Source organism: Kribbella orskensis (assembly GCF_004342085.1).
Lineage (GTDB): Bacteria > Actinomycetota > Actinomycetes > Propionibacteriales > Kribbellaceae > Kribbella > Kribbella orskensis.
In genome coordinates this window covers 1-23,025 of sequence record NZ_SLWM01000007.1, presented here as the reverse complement: position 1 = coordinate 23,025, position 23,025 = coordinate 1, and the positions used below count along the sequence as shown (strand labels likewise).

Annotated in this window: 24 protein-coding genes; 17 read left to right on the top strand and 7 right to left on the bottom strand. The window is 67.0% G+C overall.

Annotated elements, in window-relative coordinates; translation table 11 throughout:
- Window positions 1–38 precede the first annotated feature (38 nt).
- Window positions 39–842, top strand: a complete 804-nt coding sequence (locus EV644_RS20380; RefSeq protein WP_132190277.1) for an SDR family oxidoreductase — start codon at window positions 39–41, stop codon at window positions 840–842.
- Here the strand turns inward: EV644_RS20380 and EV644_RS20375 are convergent.
- On the bottom strand, window positions 839–1,717 hold the full coding sequence (locus EV644_RS20375; protein ID WP_132190276.1) for a TolB family protein: 879 nt from the start codon (window positions 1,715–1,717) through the stop codon (window positions 839–841). The two genes, EV644_RS20380 and EV644_RS20375, sit on opposite strands and share 4 nt — an antisense overlap.
- A 113-nt stretch (window positions 1,718–1,830) precedes the next feature.
- On the opposite strand from EV644_RS20375, the gene EV644_RS20370 reads away from it, so the two are divergent.
- The 4 genes from EV644_RS20370 (at window position 1,831) to EV644_RS20355 (ending at window position 5,776) form a co-directional block, all read left to right on the top strand.
- Complete coding sequence (locus EV644_RS20370; RefSeq protein WP_132190275.1) at window positions 1,831–3,480, top strand: NAD(P)/FAD-dependent oxidoreductase; 1,650 nt, start codon at window positions 1,831–1,833, stop codon at window positions 3,478–3,480.
- Between the two features lie 2 nt (window positions 3,481–3,482).
- Window positions 3,483–4,874: a sensor histidine kinase gene (locus EV644_RS20365; protein WP_132190274.1), complete on the top strand. Its 1,392-nt coding sequence runs from the start codon at window positions 3,483–3,485 to the stop codon at window positions 4,872–4,874.
- A gap of 39 nt (window positions 4,875–4,913) precedes the next feature.
- Window positions 4,914–5,297, top strand: coding sequence for a VOC family protein (locus EV644_RS20360; RefSeq protein ID WP_132190273.1), 384 nt, complete (start codon window positions 4,914–4,916; stop codon window positions 5,295–5,297).
- A gap of 287 nt (window positions 5,298–5,584) precedes the next feature.
- A complete protein-coding gene (locus tag EV644_RS20355) occupies window positions 5,585–5,776 on the top strand; it encodes a hypothetical protein (protein WP_132190272.1) in 192 nt (63 codons plus the stop codon).
- 60 nt (window positions 5,777–5,836) lie between these two features.
- Here the strand turns inward: EV644_RS20355 and EV644_RS20350 are convergent, their stop codons facing one another.
- The 4 genes from EV644_RS20350 to EV644_RS20335 all read right to left on the bottom strand — a co-directional run bounded on the left by EV644_RS20350 (window position 5,837) and on the right by EV644_RS20335 (window position 8,568).
- Window positions 5,837–6,226, bottom strand: coding sequence for a hypothetical protein (locus tag EV644_RS20350; protein WP_132190271.1), 390 nt, complete (start codon window positions 6,224–6,226; stop codon window positions 5,837–5,839).
- Window positions 6,181–7,098 carry a zeta toxin family protein gene (locus EV644_RS20345; protein ID WP_132190270.1) on the bottom strand — a complete coding sequence of 306 codons (918 nt, stop codon included), beginning with the start codon at window positions 7,096–7,098 and terminating at the stop codon, window positions 6,181–6,183. Before EV644_RS20345 ends, EV644_RS20350 begins: the two co-directional genes overlap by 46 nt.
- 45 nt (window positions 7,099–7,143) lie before the next feature.
- Window positions 7,144–7,545 (bottom strand): VOC family protein, encoded by a 402-nt coding sequence (locus tag EV644_RS20340; RefSeq protein WP_132190269.1) that lies wholly within the window; start codon window positions 7,543–7,545, stop codon window positions 7,144–7,146.
- Between the two features lie 150 nt (window positions 7,546–7,695).
- A complete protein-coding gene (locus tag EV644_RS20335; RefSeq protein ID WP_132190268.1) occupies window positions 7,696–8,568 on the bottom strand; it encodes a nucleotide excision repair endonuclease in 873 nt (290 codons plus the stop codon).
- Between the two features lie 106 nt (window positions 8,569–8,674).
- Between EV644_RS20335 and EV644_RS20330 the strand changes: the two genes are divergently transcribed.
- From EV644_RS20330 to EV644_RS20300, 8 genes are all read left to right on the top strand, one after another.
- Window positions 8,675–9,343 carry a hypothetical protein gene (locus EV644_RS20330; RefSeq protein WP_199239919.1) on the top strand — a complete coding sequence of 223 codons (669 nt, stop codon included), beginning with the start codon at window positions 8,675–8,677 and terminating at the stop codon, window positions 9,341–9,343.
- Between the two features lie 364 nt (window positions 9,344–9,707).
- Complete coding sequence (locus tag EV644_RS20325; RefSeq protein ID WP_132190267.1) at window positions 9,708–10,364, top strand: pentapeptide repeat-containing protein; 657 nt, start codon at window positions 9,708–9,710, stop codon at window positions 10,362–10,364.
- On the top strand, window positions 10,358–10,507 hold the full coding sequence (locus tag EV644_RS44650; RefSeq protein WP_158292888.1) for a hypothetical protein: 150 nt from the start codon (window positions 10,358–10,360) through the stop codon (window positions 10,505–10,507). Before EV644_RS20325 ends, EV644_RS44650 begins: the two co-directional genes overlap by 7 nt.
- 146 nt (window positions 10,508–10,653) lie before the next feature.
- Window positions 10,654–11,859, top strand: a complete 1,206-nt coding sequence (locus EV644_RS20320; RefSeq protein WP_132190266.1) for a glycosyltransferase — start codon at window positions 10,654–10,656, stop codon at window positions 11,857–11,859.
- A 1-nt stretch (window position 11,860) separates the two neighbouring features.
- The gene (helR, locus tag EV644_RS20315) at window positions 11,861–14,041 is read left to right on the top strand and encodes an RNA polymerase recycling motor ATPase HelR (protein ID WP_132190265.1); all 2,181 of its coding nucleotides are present in this window, start codon (window positions 11,861–11,863) and stop codon (window positions 14,039–14,041) included.
- Between the two features lie 308 nt (window positions 14,042–14,349).
- Window positions 14,350–15,339 (top strand): calcium-binding protein, encoded by a 990-nt coding sequence (locus EV644_RS20310; protein WP_132190264.1) that lies wholly within the window; start codon window positions 14,350–14,352, stop codon window positions 15,337–15,339.
- A gap of 176 nt (window positions 15,340–15,515) precedes the next feature.
- Entirely contained in the window at window positions 15,516–16,277 is a 762-nt protein-coding gene (locus tag EV644_RS20305) for a hypothetical protein (RefSeq protein WP_132190263.1), read from the top strand.
- 216 nt (window positions 16,278–16,493) lie between these two features.
- On the top strand, window positions 16,494–16,922 hold the full coding sequence (locus EV644_RS20300; protein ID WP_199239918.1) for a VOC family protein: 429 nt from the start codon (window positions 16,494–16,496) through the stop codon (window positions 16,920–16,922).
- 715 nt (window positions 16,923–17,637) lie between these two features.
- On the opposite strand, the gene EV644_RS45420 is transcribed toward EV644_RS20300, so the two are convergent.
- Entirely contained in the window at window positions 17,638–18,522 is an 885-nt protein-coding gene (locus EV644_RS45420) for a hypothetical protein (RefSeq protein ID WP_199240603.1), read from the bottom strand.
- Between EV644_RS45420 and EV644_RS20275 the strand changes: the two genes are divergently transcribed.
- On the top strand, window positions 18,494–19,735 hold the full coding sequence (locus EV644_RS20275) for a DUF2332 domain-containing protein (protein ID WP_369410508.1): 1,242 nt from the start codon (window positions 18,494–18,496) through the stop codon (window positions 19,733–19,735). The two genes, EV644_RS45420 and EV644_RS20275, sit on opposite strands and share 29 nt — an antisense overlap.
- Before the next feature lie 186 nt (window positions 19,736–19,921).
- Here EV644_RS20275 and EV644_RS20270 read toward each other — a convergent pair whose 3' ends face one another.
- Window positions 19,922–20,416: a hypothetical protein gene (locus EV644_RS20270; RefSeq protein WP_132190258.1), complete on the bottom strand. Its 495-nt coding sequence runs from the start codon at window positions 20,414–20,416 to the stop codon at window positions 19,922–19,924.
- Between the two features lie 228 nt (window positions 20,417–20,644).
- Here EV644_RS20270 and EV644_RS20265 point away from each other — a divergent pair, with 228 nt between their 5' ends.
- The 3 genes from EV644_RS20265 to EV644_RS20255 all read left to right on the top strand — a co-directional run bounded on the left by EV644_RS20265 (window position 20,645) and on the right by EV644_RS20255 (window position 22,880).
- A complete protein-coding gene (locus tag EV644_RS20265; RefSeq protein WP_158292887.1) occupies window positions 20,645–21,316 on the top strand; it encodes a DUF998 domain-containing protein in 672 nt (223 codons plus the stop codon).
- Window positions 21,317–21,786: 470 nt separating this feature from the next.
- On the top strand, window positions 21,787–22,236 hold the full coding sequence (locus EV644_RS20260) for an SRPBCC family protein (protein WP_158292886.1): 450 nt from the start codon (window positions 21,787–21,789) through the stop codon (window positions 22,234–22,236).
- A 194-nt stretch (window positions 22,237–22,430) separates the two neighbouring features.
- A complete protein-coding gene (locus tag EV644_RS20255) occupies window positions 22,431–22,880 on the top strand; it encodes a hypothetical protein (protein ID WP_132190255.1) in 450 nt (149 codons plus the stop codon).
- Window positions 22,881–23,025 lie beyond the last annotated feature (145 nt).

Genomic DNA, 23,025 nt, shown 5'->3' with positions numbered 1-23,025 from the left:
GACGGATTCTCCAGCAGACGGACGAAAGAGGTCGTGTGATGACATCACCCATCCTGGTCACCGGCGGTACGGGAACACTCGGGCGGCTCGTGGTCGCCCGGCTCCGGGACGCCGGTCGCGACGTACGGGTGCTCAGCAGGCACGCCAAGGATGTTGCCGACGGCATCGAGTACTACGCCGCCGACCTGGCCACCGGCGAAGGGACCGAGGCGGCGCTCGCGGGCGTCGAGATCATCGTGCACTGCGCGGGCAGCTCCAAGGGCGACGACGACAAGGCGCGCAACCTGGTCAAGGCGATCAAGAAGGCCGGCACGTCGCCGCACGTCGTGAACATCTCGGTCGTCGGCGCCGAGCGGACGCCGATGGCCAGCGGGATCGACCGGACGATGTTCGGCTACGTCGGCGCGAAGATGGCGGCGGAGAAGATCATCGCCGAGTCCGGGCTGCCCTGGACGACGCTGCGGGCCACCCAGTTCCACGAGCTGATCCTGCTGATGGCCCAGGGAATGGCGAAGCTGCCGGTGCTCCCGATGCCGACCGGCACCAGCGCTCAGCCGATCGCGGCCGCGGAGGTGGCCGACCGGCTTGTCGAGCTCGCGCTGGGGGAGCCCGCCGGCCTGGTCGCCGAGATCGGCGGACCGCGGATCTACCCGATGGCCGACCTGATCCGCGACTACCTGCAGACCATCGGCAAGCGCCGCCCGGTGCTGCCGATCCGGCTGCCGGGCAAGGCCGCGAAGGCCTTCCGTGCAGGGGCCAACCTGACCCCGGACCACGCCACGGGGCACGAGACCTGGGAGACCTTCCTGGCGAACCAGCCGACGGCCGCCGCCCGCTCCTAGTGCGCTAGTGGATAGGCGACGTAGGCGAAGCGAGTGCTGTCAGGGGACCAGCTGGGAACGTTCATGGTCCCCTGACCGCCGAACAGCGTCGCCAACTCGCGGATCCGGCTGTCGGCGTCGAGCAGCCTCAGCCGGACGTCCTCCACATCGGCGGGATGCCCGAGCGTGCCCGGCGGGAAGCTGACATAGGCGACGACCGATCCGTCGGGCGCCTGGTGCGGGAACCAGTTGACCCGCTCGTCGTGGGTGAGTTGCTCGAGCGTGCCGCCCGAGATCCTGAACAGCTGCGCATGACCCGGCACGGACGACGCCCGCTCGGAGTTGAAGTAGATCCACTTCCCGTCCGCGCTGTACTCCGACCCGTCGTCGGCGTACTCGTCGTCGGTGACCTGGGAGTCCGATCCACCGGCGGCCGGGATCGTCCACACGTTGGTGATCCGCCGGCCGTCGGGCAGAGCCTGCAGGCCGATGTAGGCCAGCGTGCTCCCGTCCGGCGAGATCCCGTGCAGATAGTGGTGGAACCCTTGCACACGGTCGTTGCTCACCCGCCGCGGAGCCCCGCCCGCCAGCGGTACGGCGTACAGGTGGCCGTCCTCGGCGGAGACGTACACAGTCAGGCCGTCGGGGCTGAGCACGTGGTCGTTGTTGATCGCCGGTACGCCGCCGAGGTCGATCTCCTCGAGCTCGGTGCCTCCGGCAACGGGGATCCGGAACAGCCGGCCGTCACCGTTGATGATCAGCCAGTCACCGTCCGGACTCCAGTTGGGCGCCTCGAACAACAGTTCCGTCGAGCTGAGGACGAGCCGCTGCTCGCCGGTCCCGATGTCGATGACGAAGAGCTCTGCTCGCTGACCCGGGCGAAGAGTACGTGGCATAGCTCGAAACCTATCCGAGCCGCCGGGAACGCGGTTACCCTGGCCAGGCTGGTTCACGTGATTCCTCGAGCTTCCCGTGGGGGCGGCGAAGAGGCGGCCCGAAGGCTGGCTAGATGAGCAAACCCACCATCCTGACCGTCGACGACGATCCCATGGTGTCTGCCGCGATCTCGCGGGACCTGCGCAACCGTTACGGGGACGACTACCTCATCGTGCGGGCGAATTCCGGTGCCCAGGCGCTGGCCGTGCTGACCAAACTCGCCCTGCGTAACCAGCCCGTCGCGTTGATCGCGGCCGACCAGCGGATGCCGGAGATGACCGGCATCGAGATGCTGGAGCAGGCGCAGACCCACGCACCCGGCGCGAAGTACCTGCTACTCACCGCGTACGCCGACACCGACGTCGCGATCAAGGCGATCAACGACATCGGCCTCGACTACTACCTGCTCAAACCCTGGGATCCGCCCGAGGACCGGCTCTTCCCGGTCATCGACGATCTGCTCGACGACTGGCGGCAGGCCAACCCGGACCACACGTCCGACGTACGGGTGATCGGCAACCGCTGGTCCGACCGCAGCCACGAGGTGAAGACGTTCCTGGCCCGTAACTACGTGCCGTACCACTGGTACGACGTCGAGCGTGATCCCGAGGCGCAGCGGTTGACCGGACTCGCCGAGGCGACGCCGGGTGATCTGCCGCTGGTGCTGCTGCCCGAGGGGGACACGCTCCGGTCGCCGTCGACGCTTGATCTCGCCGGTGCGCTCGGTCTGCGGACCAGAGCCGAGCAGCCCTTGTACGACGTTTGCATCGTCGGCGGTGGTCCGGCGGGTCTGGCGGCTGCCGTGTACGCGGCGTCCGAGGGGCTGAGCACCGTCATCGTGGAGCGCGAGGCGCCCGGGGGACAGGCCGGACAGAGTGCGTCGATCGAGAACTACCTCGGGTTCCCGCGCGGGCTGTCCGGCTCCGATCTCACCCAGCGGGCCGTCGCCCAGGTCTCCCGGTTCGGCGCGGAGATGGTGCTCGCCCGCCCGGTGGTCGGCTTCGAGAACCGAGGCCCTGTGCATGCCGTGCTCTTCGAGGGGGCGGGGGAGATCGAAGCTCGCGCGCTCATCGTGGCCACCGGTGTCTCGTATCGACGGCTGCTCGCGCCGCGGCTCGAGGAGTTCACCGGTCGCGGCGTGTACTACGGCGTGAGTGCGAGTGATGCCAGCCAGTGCGAGGGGGATGACGTCTACCTCGTCGGTGGCGCCAACTCGGCCGGGCAGGCGGCGCTCAACCTCGCGCGCTATGCGAAGCGGGTCGTGCTGCTGGTCCGTGGCTCGACACTCGAGGACACGATGTCGCGGTACCTCATCGACAAGATCGTCTCCATGCCGAACATCCAGGTGCGGTGCCGCAGCGAGGTGGTGGGGTGTCGTGGCGAGGGTCACCTGGAGGCGCTCACGCTGACCGACCGGGACTCCGGCCGGGTCGAGGAGGTGGAGACGAGTTGGCTGTTCGTCTTCGTGGGCGCGTCGCCCCGGACCGACTGGCTGGGCCCTGACGTGATGCGGGACGACAAAGGGTTCGTGGTGACTGGCCAGGATCTGTTGCTGCGGGATGCCTGGCGGTTGCCCAGGGCACCTTTCGCCTTGGAATCCAGTGTGCCCGGGGTTTTCGCGGCCGGCGACGTACGGCTCGATTCGATGAAACGTGTCGCCTCCGCCGTCGGCGAGGGCGCGATGTCGGTGTACCTCGTGCACCGCTACCTGGCGATGGTGTGATCATGCGCGTCGACGATCTCCGCGGACTCGGCCTCTTCCACGGACTGGACGACGTACAGCTCGGGCAGTTGATCGAGGGCGGCACCGAAGTATCGATCGAACCGGGCGTCGAGTTGTTCCACGAGGGTGAGCACGCGGACTACTGGTGGGTGCTGGTCGACGGCGCTCTCGACCTCGTCCGGCACGTCGGCCGGGAGGACTCGGTCGTCGGGCGGATGGACGTGCCGGGTCGCTGGGCTGGTGGGTTCAGGGCCTGGGACGAGCGCGGTGTCTACCTCGCCACCGGTCGCGGAGTCTTCGAAGGGCGCGTACTGCGGGTGCCGGCGCAGGTGCTGCGTGAGCTGACTGACTCGTGGTTCCCGCTCGGGGGACATCTCATCCAAGGTGTGTACGGCACGGCACGGTCTATCGAGGCGACCGCGCGGCAACGGCAGTCCCTGGTCACGCTCGGAACTCTGGCGGCCGGGCTCGCGCACGAGATCAACAATCCAGCGGCTGCCGCGGCGCGTGCCGCGGACTCGCTCGAGGGCGCCTGCCAGACGCTGATCACCTCGCTCGACCGGCTGGCGCAGGGAGAGATCTCGGCGACGCAGTTGGCCGCACTCGACAAGCTGCGCCGGGAGATCAAGCCCCAGGCCGTCGGACTGGATCCGCTCGACATCGCCGACCAGGAGAACGCGATCGCGACCTGGCTCGCACGCCACGGGGTCGAGCGAGACTGGCTGATCGCCCAGCCGCTGGCCGCGGCCGGCGTCGACCTCGCCTGGTGCGAACGCGCTGCGGCCGTGCTCGATGTGGACAACCTCGAGCCTGGGCTGGAATGGGTGGCGAGCACCTTCGCCACAGCGACCTTGCTGTCCGAGGTGAAGGTCTCGACCCGGCGCATCTCCGACCTGGTCGCGGCCGTCCGGTCGTACTCGCAGATGGACCGCGGCTCGCTCCAGCCCACGGATGTGGAGGCCGGGCTGGAGAGCACCCTGGTGATGCTCGGCCACAAACTCCGCGACGGCGTCGAGGTGGTCCGAGATTATGGCGAACTCCCGCGGATCGAGGCCTACGCAGGTGAGCTCAACCAGGTCTGGACCAACCTGATCGACAACGCCGTCGACGCCATGGACGGCGTCGGCATGATCCACATCACCACCCGCGCCGAAGGCACCGACGTCATCGTCCTGATCACCGACACCGGCCCCGGCATGTCCCCAGCAGTAGCAGCCCGAGCCTTCGAAGCCTTCTACACCACCAAAGACGTCGGCAAAGGCACCGGCCTGGGCCTCGACATAGCCCAACGCATAATCACAGAACGCCACGGCGGCACCATTGCCATCCTCCCCACCCCCACCGGCACCACCCTCCAAGTCCAAATCCCCATCCGCCAAAACCCCCACCGCTGATTCGCCCACCTCGCCTCGCGTGCGCAGTACGGTGCGGGGATGGCGATTCATTGGACTCTTGGTTGTGATGCTGCGGATCCGGGGGATATTGCCGCGTTCTGGGCCGGGGCGCTCGGGTATGTGGCGGAGCCGGGGTACGACGATCCGGATGGGGCATCGATCATCGATCCGGAGGGGGTTGGGCCGGCGATCGGGTTTCTCAAGGTGCCGGAGGGGAAGACGGCCAAGAACAAGATGCACATCGACATCCGGGTGGCCGGCGAACCACCGTGGGATCTGGCCGAGCGCGAACAACTCATCCGCGCCAAAGCCGTCGAGCTCACTTCCGCCGGCGCGACCACTGTCCGCGAGGAGTACTACGGGGCAGACCTCGGTCACATCGTCATGCTCGACCCCGAAGGCAACGAATTCTGCGTTGCCTGACGGCTGGTTGTACTCGGCCAGGGGCGTTGATTACACCTCAAGCCGAAGCGGTGGCGGTTCGGGCGGCCCGCCGCCGAGGAGCCCACTGTCGCGGCTGCGGCGCCTACTTCCTCGGCCAGATGGCAGTAGACCTCCACGACAAGTCGCACCTGGTCGATCCGGGCGATTCGTAGGTCTCCACTCATCTCGGCGGATGGTGGATGAGCCCCTTCGCCAATAGCATCCGATATGGCGTTCGCAGGACCACGGGGACTTCGTTTCAGAACACCCGGAGGAGATGAAGGCTCATGGCATTCAGGAAGAAGTCAGAGGTCAAGCAGGACCCCGAGAACGGTGGCTGGATGTCGGGTCGCCAGGCCAAGCGTGCGGCTGGGTCAGGCGGCGGTCTGAAGGGCGACAAGGTCGTCGACCCCAAGGGGCGGGTGATCGGGGACTTCAGAGGTCGTCAGCGCAAGCAGGGCAACGAGAACGGCGTCTAGTGTCCCGCTGTTTCTCGAGTGTCGGGCCGGACGTCTGCTCTGCTTGGCGATCACCTCTGCTCAGGCGTCCGGTCTGGACACTCCGGCTGTCGCGATGTGGAGCGTGACGGCGTCCGGATGGAGCCGCGGTGCTGCCAGCGCGTTGGCCGTTCTCGCGCCTTCGATCGCCTCGTTCCGGATCCACGGGATGGGCGCCGAGAGACCGATCTGCTGGAACTCCAGCACCGCGTCGAGGAAGAGCCGTGACTCGGCGACCGTCCACGGACGGCCCCGCTCCCAGTTGATCCCCTCGGCCGTCCTTGGCGGCTGCTGCCACCCGCCGCCGGCGATTCGCTGGTTGCCGTAGATCAGCCGCCCATCGGGACGGAGTACGGCGACTCGGTCGGCGAACTCCTCGCGATCGCCTACCTCGGCCCCGCGCAGTACCCCCTGATAGCAAGCATCATGCACCTCCGTCTCCGCGAGCCGGCCATAGCCGAACACCTCCAGCGCGCGGAGGTGGCGATCCAGTACTCCGAACCGGCTGGCCGCTCGTGCACCGCGACCAGCGCCACCTCGACCTGGTATCCGGCCGCCTTGAATTGCCGAGCCTGCTCCGCGAAGGCGCCCAGATCTCGCAGTACCGATTCCAGCACGACGTCGAAGCGCTGCGAGCGGGCGTACGCCGCCGCCCTCGTCGTCCACCTCATGGCGTCCTCGTCGGCGCCGCCGGCCAGCAGTGGTTCTTCGGCCATCAGCGCGTGGAAGCTGGGATGGTGCGGCTCGTAGCGGTCCGGGCTGATCGTCACCGGCCGGCCGCGCGTGTTCAGAACGCCCTGTATGAGCGCGGTGATCGCCGCCTTGCCGTCTCCGGGTTGACCAGCGACGATCACGACCACCGGCTGGATCTGCGACGTCCCGGTCAACTCGACGGGGGCGATCCGGTCCCGGAAGATCCGCTCGCTCTCGGCTTCCTCGAGCACCTGCGGTCGCCGTGCGTTCGCGGCCCGGGCGGCTGCCGCGCGATGCGCGGTACTGGGCCAGTCTTGCTCGTCGTCCTGGTCGGACGGATCCGCGAGCAGGTCCTCGCCCGCGATGTGGATGGCGGCGATCTCCCGGGCATCGTGCGGCGTCAACTCGTGTCGCCGTACAGCCCAAGCTCGCTGCTCCGCTCGCCAGAAAGCCATCGCTTCCGTGTCCGGCTCAGCCGCGTCTTCCTGGCCCGCGATCAACCCGGCATAGAAGCCGATCACCTGACTGGCGCCTTCAAGCGCAACCTCGTACGCGACCGCTTCCGCGCCGGCCACACTCCCCGGACGCACCCCAGCCAGGACATTCACCACGCCCGGACGATAGCGGTCAACCACCTTCCACCGCGATGCCCAATCTCATCCCGCATCGTCACTCAACCGATCGCCCGGCTGCGGCGGGAGCCAGCACAGGCAGAAAGGGTGGCCGGCCGGGTCGGCGTACACCTGGGCGCCTGACACTGCGCTGCGGTCTTCGGCAGCCTTCAACAGCCTGCCGCCCAAGCCGATCACTTCGTCGTGCGCGGCGTCGAGGTCGTCGATGTAGAGATCGAAGTGGATCTGCTGTGGGGTGCCGTCGGGCCACTCGGGCTGCGCGTGGTCAGGCGCCAGCTGGACGCCGATCTGCCACTCGCCATCGACCCAGATGTTGTGCCACCGGTCGCTCGCCATCACGGTCCCACCCAGGAGCCCGGCCCAGAACGCACTCTCCGTCTCGAGATCTGCGGCGTCCAACACGATCATCCGTCGACTGATCTGCATCGGCCCAGTATCCAGGCTCGACCTCGAATACGCTGCTGAGATGCAACCCTGAGGCTTTCAGTGACCGCCAGCGTGATGGGCGCCGGCGGCTCGTTGGTCGGCACCCCCGACGGAACCGACGGCATCAACCTGACCACCACGAAGTGAGAGTTATCCATTGATCACCGGGCTGATCTCGTCCCGTACGAGACTCCGGTAGGTCTCGGCCTCGAGGACTCGCGCCCGTACGCCGTGACGCAGCCGACGTGCTCGCACGAGCTGCGGCCCGCCGGCGTAGAACTGAAGCGCGGCCTCCTTGTCGCGGCGCAACGCGGGCTGCATGAACTCCGGTCGATGGGCCGCCTCCTCGAGTAGCTCCTCAGCCAGGCGAGCCCTCGTTCCCGAGAGGAACCGGTGCAGTCCGTCCCGCACCTCCGCCGATACCGCCACCGTGAATGATTCAGGCGCCGACCTCGTGATCGAGGCCGGCGTGTGGCTGCCCTCGCCTGCGGCCGCCCACAGAAGTCGCAAGAGCGCGGTGTACCCATCACTGCAAGCGATCCCGAGCCGGGACGCGACGCCCTTGCCCAGATGAGGAAAGCACCCGTATGCCCGCCCGATCGAAGGAAGCACAGGTTCCAGGCTGAAGCCGAGCACCCCCGCGGCCACCTCGCGCACGACGACGTACGGCGCCCGCGGGTCCATCCCGACCGCGGCGGCCCCACGGAGTCCGGTGTTGGCGTTGAAGGGCGGCCGAAGCGCGAAGATCAACTCCGCCTCCCGCCATACCGCAGCCGCCTCGTCGACAGCGACCTCCCACACCACTCGCCGGACAAGGTCGTACCGCTCATCCAGCCCCGACCCGGGCCCCCTCACCCCCGCATGCTGCCGAAGCCGTTGCCTCAGGTCGCCGGCCTTGCCCACGTAGAGCACCTCGCCGCGCTCACCGAGAAACAGATAGACTCCAGCCTCCCGAGGCGCCTCCGCAGCCGCGGCCCGCAGTACGCCGAGTCCCACCTCACCCCAACGATCCGCCGCGCCCACTAGCGCTCCACGCGGCTACATGCGCGGCAGGCCAACCCCGAACGGCTCCAGGCCCCAGCGACAAACACCAGCCGAGTCTACAAAGCCCCCGCGACGAGTGCGTGCAATGATCTGGCCCATCATGCGCGACTGGGATCAATTCCTCGAGCAAACCCCATGGTTCCTCCAACCCGGAGACACTGCGACGGTCGGGGAAGCTCGGCCCTGGTCGAGAGGCGAGGTCGCCGGGCTACCGCACCTCTCAGCCCTGCTGGCCTCGGCCACTCTCACGCCGGTCTTGATCTCGGGCACGGAGTACGAACTGCTTGCCTGGGGACCGGACACCGACCGGCGAGGCTGGCTCTGCCGCCCGCCGCTGGACGCCGATCCCGGCCAGGTCCACCCCATCCACAGGGATTTCTGGTTGGTCTGCGGCGGGATCAACGAGTGCTTCCGAGAGCCGGAAACCAGGTGGCTGAACCAGAACGAGATCCTGACCGAAGCAGCCGGCCGAACGCCCGTCTCCGACGTACTGGCCGACTACTCCTGGATCTGGGAAGCAGACGGACTGGCGATCCCGATCCAGCCGGAGGAGTACTACGTCGTCGCGGTTGAGGCCAATGGGAACCTCACGCTCGTTCACCGGGAGAGTGGCGGGTTGCTTCTCTTCGCGCCGGACCACGCATTCACCGGCGTCACGCCCCTGCCCGGCTGTCCGCCGTACTCTCTGCTTACCTTCGATGACGCTCAGGATCTCGGGGCTTGGATCGAGCGTGCGGTGGTTGCTCAGCTGTGATTGACATCGTTGAGACGATGGAAGTGTCCTACACCAGCGCCGGTACGTCGCTGCCGGCGCTTGCTTCATCGGAGCCGCCGTGGTCAGCCGGAGCGGATCTCGAACCGCAGGCCAGCGCTCGCCGTCCGCAGGTGCGTCTCACAGCCCGTGGCCCGTTCGCGCGGCCGTCGCCGGTGCTGTTGTGCTGCTTCTCGCGTTGGTCGGTGGTCTGATCTTCTTCGGCCAGGCAGTTCGGCAGTCAACTGAGCAGGAACGTCAAACCCAAGTCGCGCAGACGTCTGAGCGACTCTCGCGCTCCGTCGACCAGCTAGGCGCGGATACGATCGCAGTACGTCTGGGGGCAGTGCATTCGTTCGAGCGTCTGATGCGGGAATCACCCGGTGATCAGCGCGCCATCTCCGAAGTCCTCAGCGGATTCGTCCGCGAACAAGCAGTCCGGGCGCCACACCCACAAGGGTTCCAATCCGTCCAGACTCCGCCCGCCGATGTCCTTGCTGCGTTGAAGGTTCTGGTCGAACAGCCACGACCCCGCGGTACCGACCAGAACGGCGCTGAGTTGCCGACGATGCTGCTTCGGGGCGTCGACTTCTCCGGCTTCGACCTCAGATCGGTCGTACTGCGTAGCGCGGACCTGACCGACGCGGACCTGTCTCGCGTGGACCTGTACCGCGCGGATCTGACCGACACGAATCTGGCCAACGCGAATCTGGCCGGCGCGAACCTCTTCCTGACGACCCTGACCTCCGCGAACCTGGCGAAAGCGAAGCTGACCAGCGCCACCCTGGAGTTCGCAGGCCTGGAAGGCGCGCAACTGTTCGCCGCGGACCTGACCGGCGCCAACCTGCGCGAAGTGAATCTCACCGGGGCATATCTGATAGGCGCGCAACTAACCCGGGCAGACCTCACTGGCGCAAACCTGACCAACACCGACCTGGCCGACGCCGACCTGACCCACACCAAGCTGGCTGCCCTGACCTGCAACAGAACCACCTGGCCCGAGGACTTCCATCCTCCGTGCTAGGCGGGCTCACCCTCGCGTACCTCTCCTGGTCGTTCTCCGCGGAAGACGGGCACCGCCAGGCCACGGTCGCACTCACGCCCAACTTCAACGGTGACCCCGATGACGCCGTAGATGCCTTCCTGGACAAGGCCATCTGCACCTGACCAGGGGAAGGCAAAGAGAAAGGCAAGGAGAGTGTTCACTCCTTGCCACTTCTAACTTATAGCGCACGGGGGGACTTGCCGCAAGGCCCTGTTCGTGCCGCAGAATCGTCGACCGAAGCCAGAATCGACGAAGGGGATCGCGAAAAATGCGGGTGTTGTTGTCGACCTACGGGTCACGCGGGGACGTCGAACCTGTGGTGGCTCTCGCGGTGCAGTTGCGGGCACGCGGCGCGGAGGTGCGGGTGTGCGCGCCGCCGGACTTCGCGGAGTTGCTGGCCGGGGTCGGTGTGCCGATGGTGCCGGTCGGCCAGTCGGCACGAGCGCTGACCAAAGCGGCGCCGCCGCCGTCATCCATGCCTCAGCGCGCGGCCGAGTTGATCGCCGACCAGTTCGTCGCGGTCGCCGCGGCGGCCGAGGGATGCGATGCGTTGGTGGCGACCGGCATGATGCCGGCCGCGGCCGGCGCGCTGTCGGTGGCCGAGAAATTCGGCATCCGCTCCGTGTCCGTGACCTTCCAGCAGCTCACCCTGCCGTCGCCGTACCACGCGCCGCTGGCGTATCGGGGCCGGCCGTTCCCGCCGGACGTGACCGACAGCCGGGTGCTGTGGGAGCTGGATGCCCAGAGCAACAATGTGCTGTTCGGTGAGGCGCTCAACACCAACCGGGCGTCGATCGGCCTGCCGCCGGTGGACAACGTCCGCGACTACGTCATCGGCGACCAGCCCTGGCTGGCGACGGACCCGACCCTGGACCCGTGGCAGGAGCCGGCGGGCCTCGACGTCGTACAGACCGGCGCGTGGATCCTGCCGGACGAGCGTCCGCTGGCGGACGAGTTGGTGGCGTTCCTGGACGCCGGCGAACCACCGGTGTACGTGGGGTTCGGCAGCATGCCCATGCACGCCTCGACGGATGCCGCCCAGGTGGCCATCGAGGCGATCCGCGCCCAGGGACGCCGCGCACTCGTCAAGCGCGGCTGGGCCGACCTGGCCCTGATCGACGACCAGGACGACTGCTTCACCGTTGACGAGGTCAACCAGCAGGCGCTGTTCGGCCGAGTGGCCGCCGTCGTGCACCACGGCGGCGCGGGTACGACGACGACCGCCACCCGGGCCGGCGTACCTCAGGTAGTGGTACCCCAGGCGGCGGACCAGCCGTACTGGGCCGGCCGCGTGGCTGACTTGGGCATCGGCGTTGCACACGACGGTCCGACTCCGACCTTCGAGTCCCTGTCGGTCGCCCTCAAGACGGCCCTGGCCCCCGAGACCGGCGTACGGGCGACCGCCGTGGCCGGCACGATCCGAACCGACGGCACAACGGTGGCAGCGAAGCTGCTGCTCGATCGGAGCTGCTGAAGTGAACCCCCAGACCACCAGCACGTTCGACCTTCCCGACCACCTCGCCCCCAAGGCCGACCCGGCGCTGATCGCCGGCGACGAGCAGCACTTCGCCGCGATCGCGGAGAGCCTCGAGCAGTCGATCGCCGACCTGTCCGACCGTCTCGATGCCGCACGCAAGGCACCTGGCGGCAGCGGCCAGGAGGCAATGGACCGAGACCTGGAGGTCCACCGGCTGACCGCTCGCCTCCGCGCCTTGCGTCGCTTCGGTCTGGACCTGTGCCTCGGACACATCGTCCGCGCGGACAACCCCGAGCCCGTGTACGTCGGAAGGCTCGGCCTCACGGACAGTACGGGTCGTCGGCTGCTGATCGACTGGCGCTCTCCCGCAGCCGAGCCGTTCTTCGGAGCGACCCACGCCAACCCGATGGGGTTGGCAAGCCGCCGCAGGTATCGCTGGACCCGCGGCCGGATCAGCGACTACTGGGACGAGGTGTTCACCTCGGACGGGTTCGAAGGGCACCACGCGGCGCTCGACGACCAGTCCGCCTTCATCGCGAGCTTGGGCAGCAGCCGGTCCCCCCAGATGCGGGATGTGCTCGGCACCATCCAGGCGGATCAGGACGCCATCATCCGCGCGGGTTCGCGCGGCGCTCTCGTCGTCGACGGCGGCCCGGGTACGGGGAAGACAGTCGTCGCCCTGCACCGCACCGCCTATCTCCTGTACTCCGATCCGCGCCTAGGTCACCGCCGGGGCGGCGTACTGTTCGTCGGTCCGCACCAGCCCTACTTGGCTTACGTCGCCGACGTTCTCCCCAGCCTCGGAGAGGAGGGCGTGCTGACCTGCACCCTGCGCGACTTTCTCCCCGAAGGAGTCTCGGCGCCGGACGAGCCTGACCCGAGTGTGGCCCTGCTGAAGTCGTCCGCAGACATGGTGAAGGCGATCGAACCGGCCGTCAGGCTGTACGAAGAGGCGCCCACCAAGGGGATGACGGTCGAGACCCACTGGTCCGACATCTGGCTCAGCCCTGCTGATTGGGCCGAGGCGTTCGGATCAGCAGACTCCATTACTCCGCACAACGAGGCTCGCGACCAGGTCTGGGAGGAGCTGCTCACGATCCTGCTGGACAAGCACGAGGAGGAGTACGAAGACGACGACGTCTCGGTCGACCTGGTGCGCAGATCCCTTGAGCAGAACGAGGAACTGGTCGATACGTTCAGCAAGGCGTGGCCGCTGATCGAACCGACCGATCTCGTCGGCGATCTCTGGTCGGTGCCCGCCTACCTGCGTATGTGTGCTCCCTGGCTCAGCCCTGACGAGATCAAGAAGCTGCGGCGCGCGGACCCCCAGGCGTGGACGATGTCCGACCTGCCGCTCCTGGACGCGGCGCGGCAGCGACTCGGCGACCCGGAGGCCTCCCGCCGGAAGCGTCAGCAGAAGGCCGCCGCCGCAGCCGAACGCGATCGCTTGGCCGATGTCATCGACAACATTCTCGAAGCCGATGACGACAACGAAGGCTGGGTGCCAATGCTGCGTGGGCAGGATCTGCAGGAAGCCCTGGTCGACGAGACCGCACTTCCCACCGCGGACCCGGACCTGCTCGCCGGCCCGTTCGCGCACATCGTCGTGGACGAGGCGCAGGAGCTGACCGACGCGGAGTGGCAGATGTTGCTGCTCCGCTGCCCGTCTCGAAGCTTCACCATCGTCGGGGATCGCGCCCAGGCCAGGCACGGGTTCACGGAGTCGTGGCAGGAACGGCTCGAGCGGATCGGGCTCGACCGGATCAACCTGGCCTCGCTGAGCATCAACTACCGGACACCGGCCGAGGTCATGGCGGAAGCCGAGCCGGTCATCCGGGCCGTGCTTCCAGACGCCAACGTGCCAACCTCCATCCGCAGCAGCGACGTACCGGTCGTCCACGGATCTACTTCGGATCTGAGCTCGATCCTCGACACCTGGTTGGCCGAGCATGCCGACGGAATCGCCTGCGTCATCAGCGCGAATGGCCTTGAGGATGGCACGCCGGGGGCGACTCCGCGTGTCCGGTCGCTCACGCCCGAGCTGTCGAAGGGGCTCGAGTTCGACCTGGTCGTCCTCATCGACCCAGAGACGTTCGGCCAGGGCATCGAAGGAGCAGTCGACCGCTATGTCGCAATGACCCGGGCAACCCAACAACTAGTCATCCTCACAACCCCCTGACCCCAACCAACACCCCGCCGAGCTTGTACACCGGATCGATCGGGGTCCACTTCCGAAGCCTCACATGCCGACTGTGCATCTGGTCGGTGGTCCGCGCTGCCAGCATGCGCGTTCGAGCCGCTACTGCGGGTTGTCCAGCGCTCTTGAGGTCTGTCGACGCGTCATTCCGGTATCCGGGCTACCTCCAGATTTCTCCCGAATGCGTTGAACCGAAGGCGGACCGGGGCCGTATCGGAGGGCACAGGACAACCGAGCACGGTGCGCGGGGGAACCGGCAGCAACCGTGACCGACAAGGAGGAACCACATCATGAATCGCGCAATTCGACTTCGGCGGGGCCTCAGCTCGGCCGCAGTGGCCGCCATCGCCACCGGCATCGCCTTCAGTCTGGCTGGTCCGGCCGCCGCGACCGCGCCGAGGGGGACCGTGCAGATCGACAACCGGCAGTTGATTGTCACAGGCACCAATCATGCCGACAACATCGCACTCCGGGTACCTGCGGCCGATCCCACCGTACTCGAGGTTGACTTCGGAAACGACGGCCAGGCAGACGAAACGGTCAAGCTCGCCGACTTCGGCCAGATGCTGGTGAACAGCCGGAGCGGCGACGACGACGTACGGATCGACTTCGGTACGCAGACCCAGCCGTTCACGGTCGTGGACTCGGGTGCCGGCGATGACGTCGTGTCCGGAGGCAGCGGCAACGAGCTGTTCCGTACCGGCGATGGCAACGATCGCGTCGACGGCAACCGTGGTACCGACACCGCATTGCTGGGCAACGGTGACGATACGTTCACCTGGGATCCGGGCGACGGCAGCGACGTGATCGAGGGCGGACGCGGTACCGACAAGATGCTCTTCAACGGAAGCGATGGTGCGGAGAAGTTCGCCGCCACTGCCAACGGGGCGCGGTTGCGGTTCACCCGCGACCTCGGCAACATCGTGATGGACACCGACGACGTCGAGCGGGTCGTGCTCAAGGCGCTGGGAGGCGCTGACTCCACCACGATCGGCGACCTGCGCGGTACCGACGTCCGCAAGGTCGACGTCGATCTCGGCAGCCAGACCGGCGCTGGCGACGGCGCGATCGATTCGGTGACCGTCAACGGTACGGCCGGCCGGGACTTCATCCGAGTCTCCGGGTCCGGAGGCACCGTGAACGTCAACGGTCTGAAGCCGACGGTCCGGATCACCCACGCAGAATCCACCGACCAACTGATCGTGGACACGCGCGCCGGCAACGACACCGTCAACAGCCGCAACCTGGCCCCAGGCACCATCGGCCTCACCATCCTCTGAGACACCGATCCGACCTACAACCTCAGCTCGGTACGTGGGCAATCCCACGTACCGAGCTGTCGCCCTGCCTGCGGTACTGCGAACAGATGCGCGACCTCGGCGGCGATTCGCATCTGCGCCCGCGTAGGGTGACGCTCCTGCTGCCACGAGGCCTGGAGTCATGAGGGAGAACGCCGGTGACGAATGGATCCGCGCCACCCACGCTTGACGCCGCGTTGAATCGCTTGGCCACCACCTTCCGCGGGATGACCGCTCGCGCCGACGAGATGAACTGCGAATGCCACTGGGGGAGTGCGGAGGAACTCGCCAGCCTGAAGGTTCCGGGTGTCGAGCTCGAGCCGGATCTGTTGCGCCGTACCTGGCAGGCTCCCGACTGGGACGACCACGCGTCGGTACTGCGCCGCGTCCTGCCCCAGCTGGCCGCCGCTCTCGTCGACGGCGGCGTCGACGATTACAGCCTGGAGGACCTCGGCGACTCGCTTGGTCGGGGCAAATGGCAGCAATGGCCTGCCGACCAGGCAGCAGCTGTCCGCGAGTTCCTGCTTGCGTGGTGGATCCACTGCCTCACGGCGCCCGTTGCTCCGGCATCCGCGCACACGGCATTCGTCCTCTGCGTCGAGGCCTCGGGCGCCGTTTACCCCTGGATAGCCTCGTGGGAAGCAACCCGTCATCCGCTGGCCGCCCAACGCCTAGCCGAAGCCCTCGGCCAATGGGACGCCGAGTTGCTGTGGGACGCGCTCCCCTGGTCGACGTCGTACGACGAGGACGACAAGCGCCGAGATCTCACCAACTGGCTGCTCCGTCACGCCCCCAGCCGCCTCGCCGACCACGGCTCCGACCACCTCCAAAACGTCCTGCGACTCCTAGCGATCCCCAGCCCCAACCGCTGGGACGACCCACACTGGCCCTTCCCCGCGCCACGAGGGCCACACGGATGATGAGTTTCGCGCGCGCTGTCCGGGTCCGGCTTTCTGGTTCGTCGTAGAGGTAGCGGCCGGAAAGCGCGGCGTGAACGTGCGCCACAAGCGCGCCGCGGCCGCTGAGTCGGTGCGTCCGTCCGGTCAGGCCGAACGACAACATTGCGAGAAGGGACAGGCTATGCAACACGGAACGGCCACGGCTGATGTGAAGTATGTGAAGTTGGTGCCGACCACATGAGCTACGAACAAACAGCCGTGACAATTGCCCTGCCGATCTCAGACCGCCAGAGGTCCTACGCGTTCTACCGTTCCGGACTCGGATTCGCCGTACCCGGGGAGCCCGCGGACGACGGCGTACCCGAGCCTCTGCGCCTCATTCTCGGCGACAGCGTTCGGGTCATGCTGATCCCTACGGGAGGCTTCGGTTGGGTACTCAGCGGACGTCACCAGGCGCCGGCCGGTCAAAGCGAGTGCATCCTCACCCTCAGCCTGCCTACAAGCGCGGACGTTGAGGACTTGATCGCACGTGCTGCAACGGCAGGAGCCGTGATCATCCGACAGCCCGGCGAGCAGCCATGGGGGTACGACGGTGCCTTCGCCGATCCAGACGGCCACGTCTGGCAGGTCGCGGTAACGGACCAGTTCATGACCACCTGGCCCTAGCCCAGGTTCGTCCAAGACGCAGGAGAGTTAAGCCGCTATCGTGCAGTCGTGCCAGGTACTGCGCCGCGTCCGTTGCTCTTCCTCGATGTCGACGGACCGCTTATTCCGTTTGGCGCGACGTCGGAGCGTTATCCGGCCTATCGGACGGGCTCTGAGTTGCAAGGCGGAGAGAATCCACTTCTGGAAAGGATCAACCCGGCGCATTCTGTCGATCCTTGGAGCGGCCTTACCGAAGCTGACTTCGTCACACTTCGCGGGTGGTTGGAGGGGAAGCGGGCCGAGGCAACGATTTCGCCAGAACTTGCGTGTCTCAAGCATGATGCCCATTAACCGCGGCACGCGGTCTCGTGCGTACTGGGGTGCTGCTGTCGTTCTCATCGGTTTCGCCCAGTCGGCGTGTGGGACCGAGGTACTGCCAACCGCTGGAGCGGGTGACACAACGCCCATCGTCGGGCCGACCGCGTCTCGGGCCTCCGGAACAGCGAGCCCCAGCGCGGCGGTTCCGACGCTGGTTCCGTCAGCTCCCGCGACTCGGGCATTTCTCGACCGGGCACGCGCGGTGGCGCTGGCTGTGCGGGCTGCGGGGATCCCGAAACCGCCTTCTGGGATCTTCTTGTACTCATCGCGGACACCGGGCCTTGCATTCGACACCACCGAGCAGAAGCTTGCGTGGACGGCCGGGAAGGTCGCCGTCGCACCTGGCGTTCAGCTCGGATCAGGTCGCACCTCCCGCATCGATTTCGCTGACGGATCGAGCGTTCCGGTTGGCGTGCTCGACGCCCAGCCTGCCCTGACTGGAGAGATCGGAACCACTCGCAGCAACTGCAGGGGCATACCGGCATCGTCGTGCAAACTCACGATCACCGGCGGTTCCTTGGGAACAGCCGAGGTGGTCACGAGCAGCGGTCCTGCGACCGTGCCCGCCTGGTCCTTCACTGCGAAAGGCTTGTCGAGACCGATCGTCGTCCTCGCAGTCTCCAAAGATGTACTCAAGCCTCGGGTTGAGCCGGTCCCACCGCCCGGACTCGCCGAGCTGGAGCCCAGTCTTCTCCAAGGCGAGAGCCTCACCCGGATCGACGACCGCACGCTCACCTTCACCCTCAACCATGGGGCCTGTGAGCCCGACCTTCGAGCTCACGTCCTCGAGTTCGAGGACCTGGTGGTCATCGGGGGGAGCCACGGTCCGGTGCTGGCCGATACTGCCTGTCGGGCCGTTCTGCTGAGGAAAGCCGCGGTCGTCACCCTGGCCGTGCCGCTCGGAGACCGCGCTGTCATCAGCGCCGCCACCGGCGTCAGGCTCACACTCGACCGCCCTCCCAAATGATGGCATGGGTCCAAAGCCTCCTATGTCCGCCGCCTGGGCCTTGGCGGCGCGCTTCTTCGTGGACCCCAAATCGCGATGAGTCACCACAACGGGATCACGGATTCGGGCAGCAGGCCGGCGCCGAGCGCGCCGACGATCGAGGCGGGCAAGGATGGCGGCGAATCCGAGGTACTGGCCGATCACGACCCGGATTGCGCCGGCTCGTCCTTGCTCGTGAGCCTGGCCGAAGAAGAGCGCCAGTACGACGATGTCGTCGACATTGGTGACGGCGAACATGCCGCCTGCCTGCCCCAGAACACCCAGGTCCACTGTGTTGCTCCCCTGCCCGCTGCGTCCGGAGCGGACAACCCTACGGGGTCGAGCCTGGCGTTTCCGATGGCTAGAATCGCCGGGATGCCAGAGCCGATTGAAGGAAGCTCCGTACCCCGTGGGTAGGGCCCGCACGCTCGCTCAGGCGTACCGGCACTTCGGTGTGGGCGCCGCCGGGACCTCGCCGCTGTACGAGCGCGTTGCTGTCGCCTTGAGTGAGTCCGACGAGGCGCTGCGCGCCATCGAGGCGGCGCCGGCGCGCAAGCGGCACCCCACGGTGATCCTCGCCGCGCTGCACGACCTCGCCCTCGCCGGACGCGCCCCGGCCCTTGCCGCGGCCTATGCCGCTGCGGACGGCGACGCTGCCGCGAGCGCGGCGATCGACACGCTGCTACGAATGACCGACTCGGTCGTGGCCATCGCCGTACGCCGGAAGGTGCGGGCCAACGAGACCGGACGCTGCGCAGTGCTGTATCCAGCCATTGCCGAGGCGGCGCGCCGGGTAGGCGCGAATGCGGTCGGGCTGATCGACGTGGGCTGTTCGGCTGGGCTCAATCTCAATGTCGATCGCGTCGGCATCGCGTACAGCAACGGACAATCGCTGGGTGACCCGTCATCTCCCGTGCAGCAGTCGTCTTCGATCGTGGGAGACCGGCCCATCCCGACGCGGGCGATGCCCGAGGTCGTCGCCCGGGTCGGCGTCGACCTCGATCCGGTCGACGTGACCGACGCGGATGACGCCCGATGGTTGCGCGCCTGCCTGCCGCCGGATGAGCCGGAGCGAGTCGCGATGCTCGAAGCGGAGATGGCGTTGGCAGCGACGGCCCCTCCGCTGCTGTTGCAAGGTGACGCCGTCGAGGTGTTGCCCGATGCCTTTGCCCGTGTGCGTGCGGACGCCCTGCCTGTCGTCACCACGACGTGGGCGCTGTCGCAGTTCCCGCTCGAGAGCCGCCTGCGCTTCCTGCACCGCCTCGACGAAGCGGCCACCGACCGGCCGGTGGCGTGGGTGTCAGCGGAGGGGGTCGGAGTCGCGCCGACGATACCGACACTTGGCGACCGCCGCGCCTCTGGCCACAGCATCATCGGCCTAGCGGTGTTCGACCAGTCGACCCTGCGCGCCGAGGCCATCGGCCGCTGCTGGTCACAGGGCCGCATGCTGGCGTGGCTCGCAGACTCCTAGCGTCCTGTTAGCTGGACTAGCGGGGAGGTCGACGGTTCGCAGATTGAGAAACCGCAAGGGAGAGGTGTGGTCAGGGGCGGTCTCGAACCGCCGACCTTCCGGTTTTCAGCTCGACTGAAGACCCTGCCTTGATGACAACGACCGTCTCTACCAGGCTGATCCGCAGCCGATGTGAGGACGATGGCGTCAGTTCGCAGGAGTCGCCGGGATCTTGAGCAGGAACAGCCACGCATTGACTACCCCACCGACCAGCGCGGCCACGATCCCAGGCACCAAGAAGTACAAACCGGGGTCCCAACCGACTGCGGCGAGGACGCCACCGACTCCTATCAGGACCACACTGACCGCCGTCGGGCTGACGGCTTCTAACAGGCTTCCGAGCGCCGAGGGTGCGGTCACTTGTTTGGCTCCGCGATTGAGAACCAGAAGCGCTGCGGCGGAAGCCAATGCGACGACGAACAACTCGATCCCTGCGGTGCGCTCGGTCTGGTCCGGGATGACCAGGACTATCGCCACCACCAAGCTCGTAACAAACAGAGCGAGCGTTTGCGCAGCAGGACTACGGAGATCTCTAGCGGCTGCGATGACGTCGATGCGCAGGGTGACTGCGACAAACAGGAGGCCCGCCAACGCCGCCGCCGCGCCCCCAGTCACGACGCCCATGCCTTGCCACTTGTCCATATGCCCTCATCTCACTCTGTCCTGAGTATTACCGACCAAGGCGGAAGGCTTTGCCCGCACATCAGCCGAGGGATCGCGGTCACCCGGAGGACCTGCGAACTTCCGAATATGGCTCCCCTCTGTGTCAAAAGCCGGTCAGGCGGAATCGTAGGCTGGTCCGCGGCGGGTCCGGGAAGTGACTTCTCAGATGAGCTGGCGTGGGGATGCGCGTCGCGTAGCGTTCGGTGCATGAGGAGCGTGGATACCCGTCTGTTGTTGGGGTGGCTTGCGGTGATCGGCCCGATCGCTTTCACCATCGCGTGGATTGTTGGGGCTGGAGTGCAGGACGACTACAGCGTCTGGCGGGAGGACATCAGCGCGCTAGCGGCTTTGGACGCCCAGAACGCGTGGATCATGATCACGGGCTTTCTGCTGCTCGGTGCCGGGATGGTCGCGCTCGGGGCCGGGCTTGCAGGCGCGTTGAAGGGCAGGCCCGCGACGGTCGGCTCGATCCTTGTTGGAGTCGCCGGCGTCGGCATCATCGTCGCCGGCCTGGCCCGCAACGACTGCAGCAGCCAACTAGACGCGTGCGCCGACCGCGTCGACGCCGGCGACGTGTCTTGGCATCACGCCACCCACGACCTGGTCAGCCTCGTGGTGTTCCTCGCCCTTGTGGCCGCAGCACTGGTGTTCGCCCGTGTCTTTCGCGGCGACCAGTCGTGGCGCGACCTGCGTACCTACTCCCTCATCACCGCGGTACTGGGTCTCGTGTTGCTGGTTCTGTTCGTCACCGGTGTCGCCGGCTCGTGGAACGGACTGCTGCAGCGGGTGTTCGTGACGGTGCTGTTCCTCTGGATCGCAGTTCTCGGCGCCCGCCTGATCCGACTCTCCCGGGCCCAGTCAGCCGAGCCCGCAACCTGATCCCCCAAAGAAATGCAAGCTCGGCCCGGTCCGCTGCCAACGCCCCCAAGCCAGAATGGTCCGCTCGACGTCCTCACATGTCGGGATGCGCGCGCTCGTGCCGAATTGAGGACGTCGCCTCGCAATTCAGTCGCTGGCTCGATCGCAGCACCTGGTCGTCGCCAGGCGGCCGAGGTGTCGGCACTACCAACACGTGATGCTTGACGATTCCGTGCCAGCTGGTGGTTGACACCCTCGTCTACGAGACCGAGGGCATACGGCGTTCGTCCGCTCATGGCCGATGAGCGAGCACTCAGCGTGAGGCGTTCGCCCGCAGTGTCGAGGGCGTCAACACGACACATCTCCGCCCAGCGGCAGCGTCTCGCCGCGATCCGCCGAGCACGGTAGGGGCGGGGTCTTGCTCGAGATCCAGGGTCGCTTCCAGCGGTTGGCTGCTGGACGCGACGAAACGTGGGTGCTCAACTGGTCGCGTGCGATTCGACGTGACCACCCACGCTTCACCTGAACAGGTTCTACGGGCCTTGACTGACTTCACGGATCGTCGTCTCCAGATCTGGAGCCGAACGCTCGACCCGAAGACGTACCAGGTGCGCGGACTCGGAGACTCGTGGGCGGTGGCTCGAGAAAGCACCCCCGGTTCGCCCTTCTGGGTCGTCGTCCGCTACGACTGGTCCGACCCCACGGTGGTCCGGTGGACGGAGGAGGAGAGCAGCTACGGTGGCCGCGGCACGGGTTCGGTCCGGATCGCACCGACAGACGATGGAGGCAGCCGACTTCACGTCGAATGGAACTACGGCGATCCCAGCCGCACACGGGACAAGGTCGTGTTGTTCCTGCTCCATCGCGGCCCCATGAACCGCGTGATCTCCCGCCTCTGGGCGAGCGCGTTGAACCGCTACGCACAATCGGATCCTGATTGACACGCCCGGCAGCCACTTTGCGCGCCAAGCCAGTCCGCGTCCTCGACATCTTGGGTGCGTCACAACGCCGCTAACGACGTGGTGGCTGTGCGCCAGTTCCGGGCCGTGACGTATGAGGCCAAGCGCACTCTCATAGCCGCGATCAGCGCGCTCACATGCCGATGAGCGGCGTGAGCGCATGAAACGATGGTTCCGTGAACCAGGACCGGAGACGCCTGGCAGTCACTGCGCTGATCAAGCTCGCTACCAGCGACGACTACCAGGATCGAGCCGACGCGGGTCGTGCCCTGGCGAATTTCGCCGAGGCGACCGAAGCGCGGGAGTCACTGCTTCGACTCGTCCTTGATGTCAATGACACGCTCGTTACCCTCGCGACCGCAGAGGCGTTGCTCCGGCGACAGGACACCGCAGGATTCACGATTGTCGCTGAAGCGTTGGTCGAGGCGGATATTCAACACAGCACCTACATCCACGACGCCGTCACGGCTGTCTTTATGGTGTTCGCCTCCGAGAGGGACCGTGCGGTGGAAGCATGCGATGCCCTGTCGCTCGACACCGGTGCACAAGTTCGTCAGGGAGCCGCCCAACTGCGCGAGATGCTCGCTGAGATCCGCCCGGTGCTCTACCCACAAGAGCCGGCCTGAGCGTCAGGCAGGGCACGCACGCAGGGGTTCGGCCGCAGCCACGACACCAGCGAACAACCGGATCTGGCTCCCCTCTGTGTCAAGGAGGTGCTCGTTTCCCGCCTTGGTCAGGGTGCGCCGGTCCTCGCCGGTGTCAAGCAAAGTG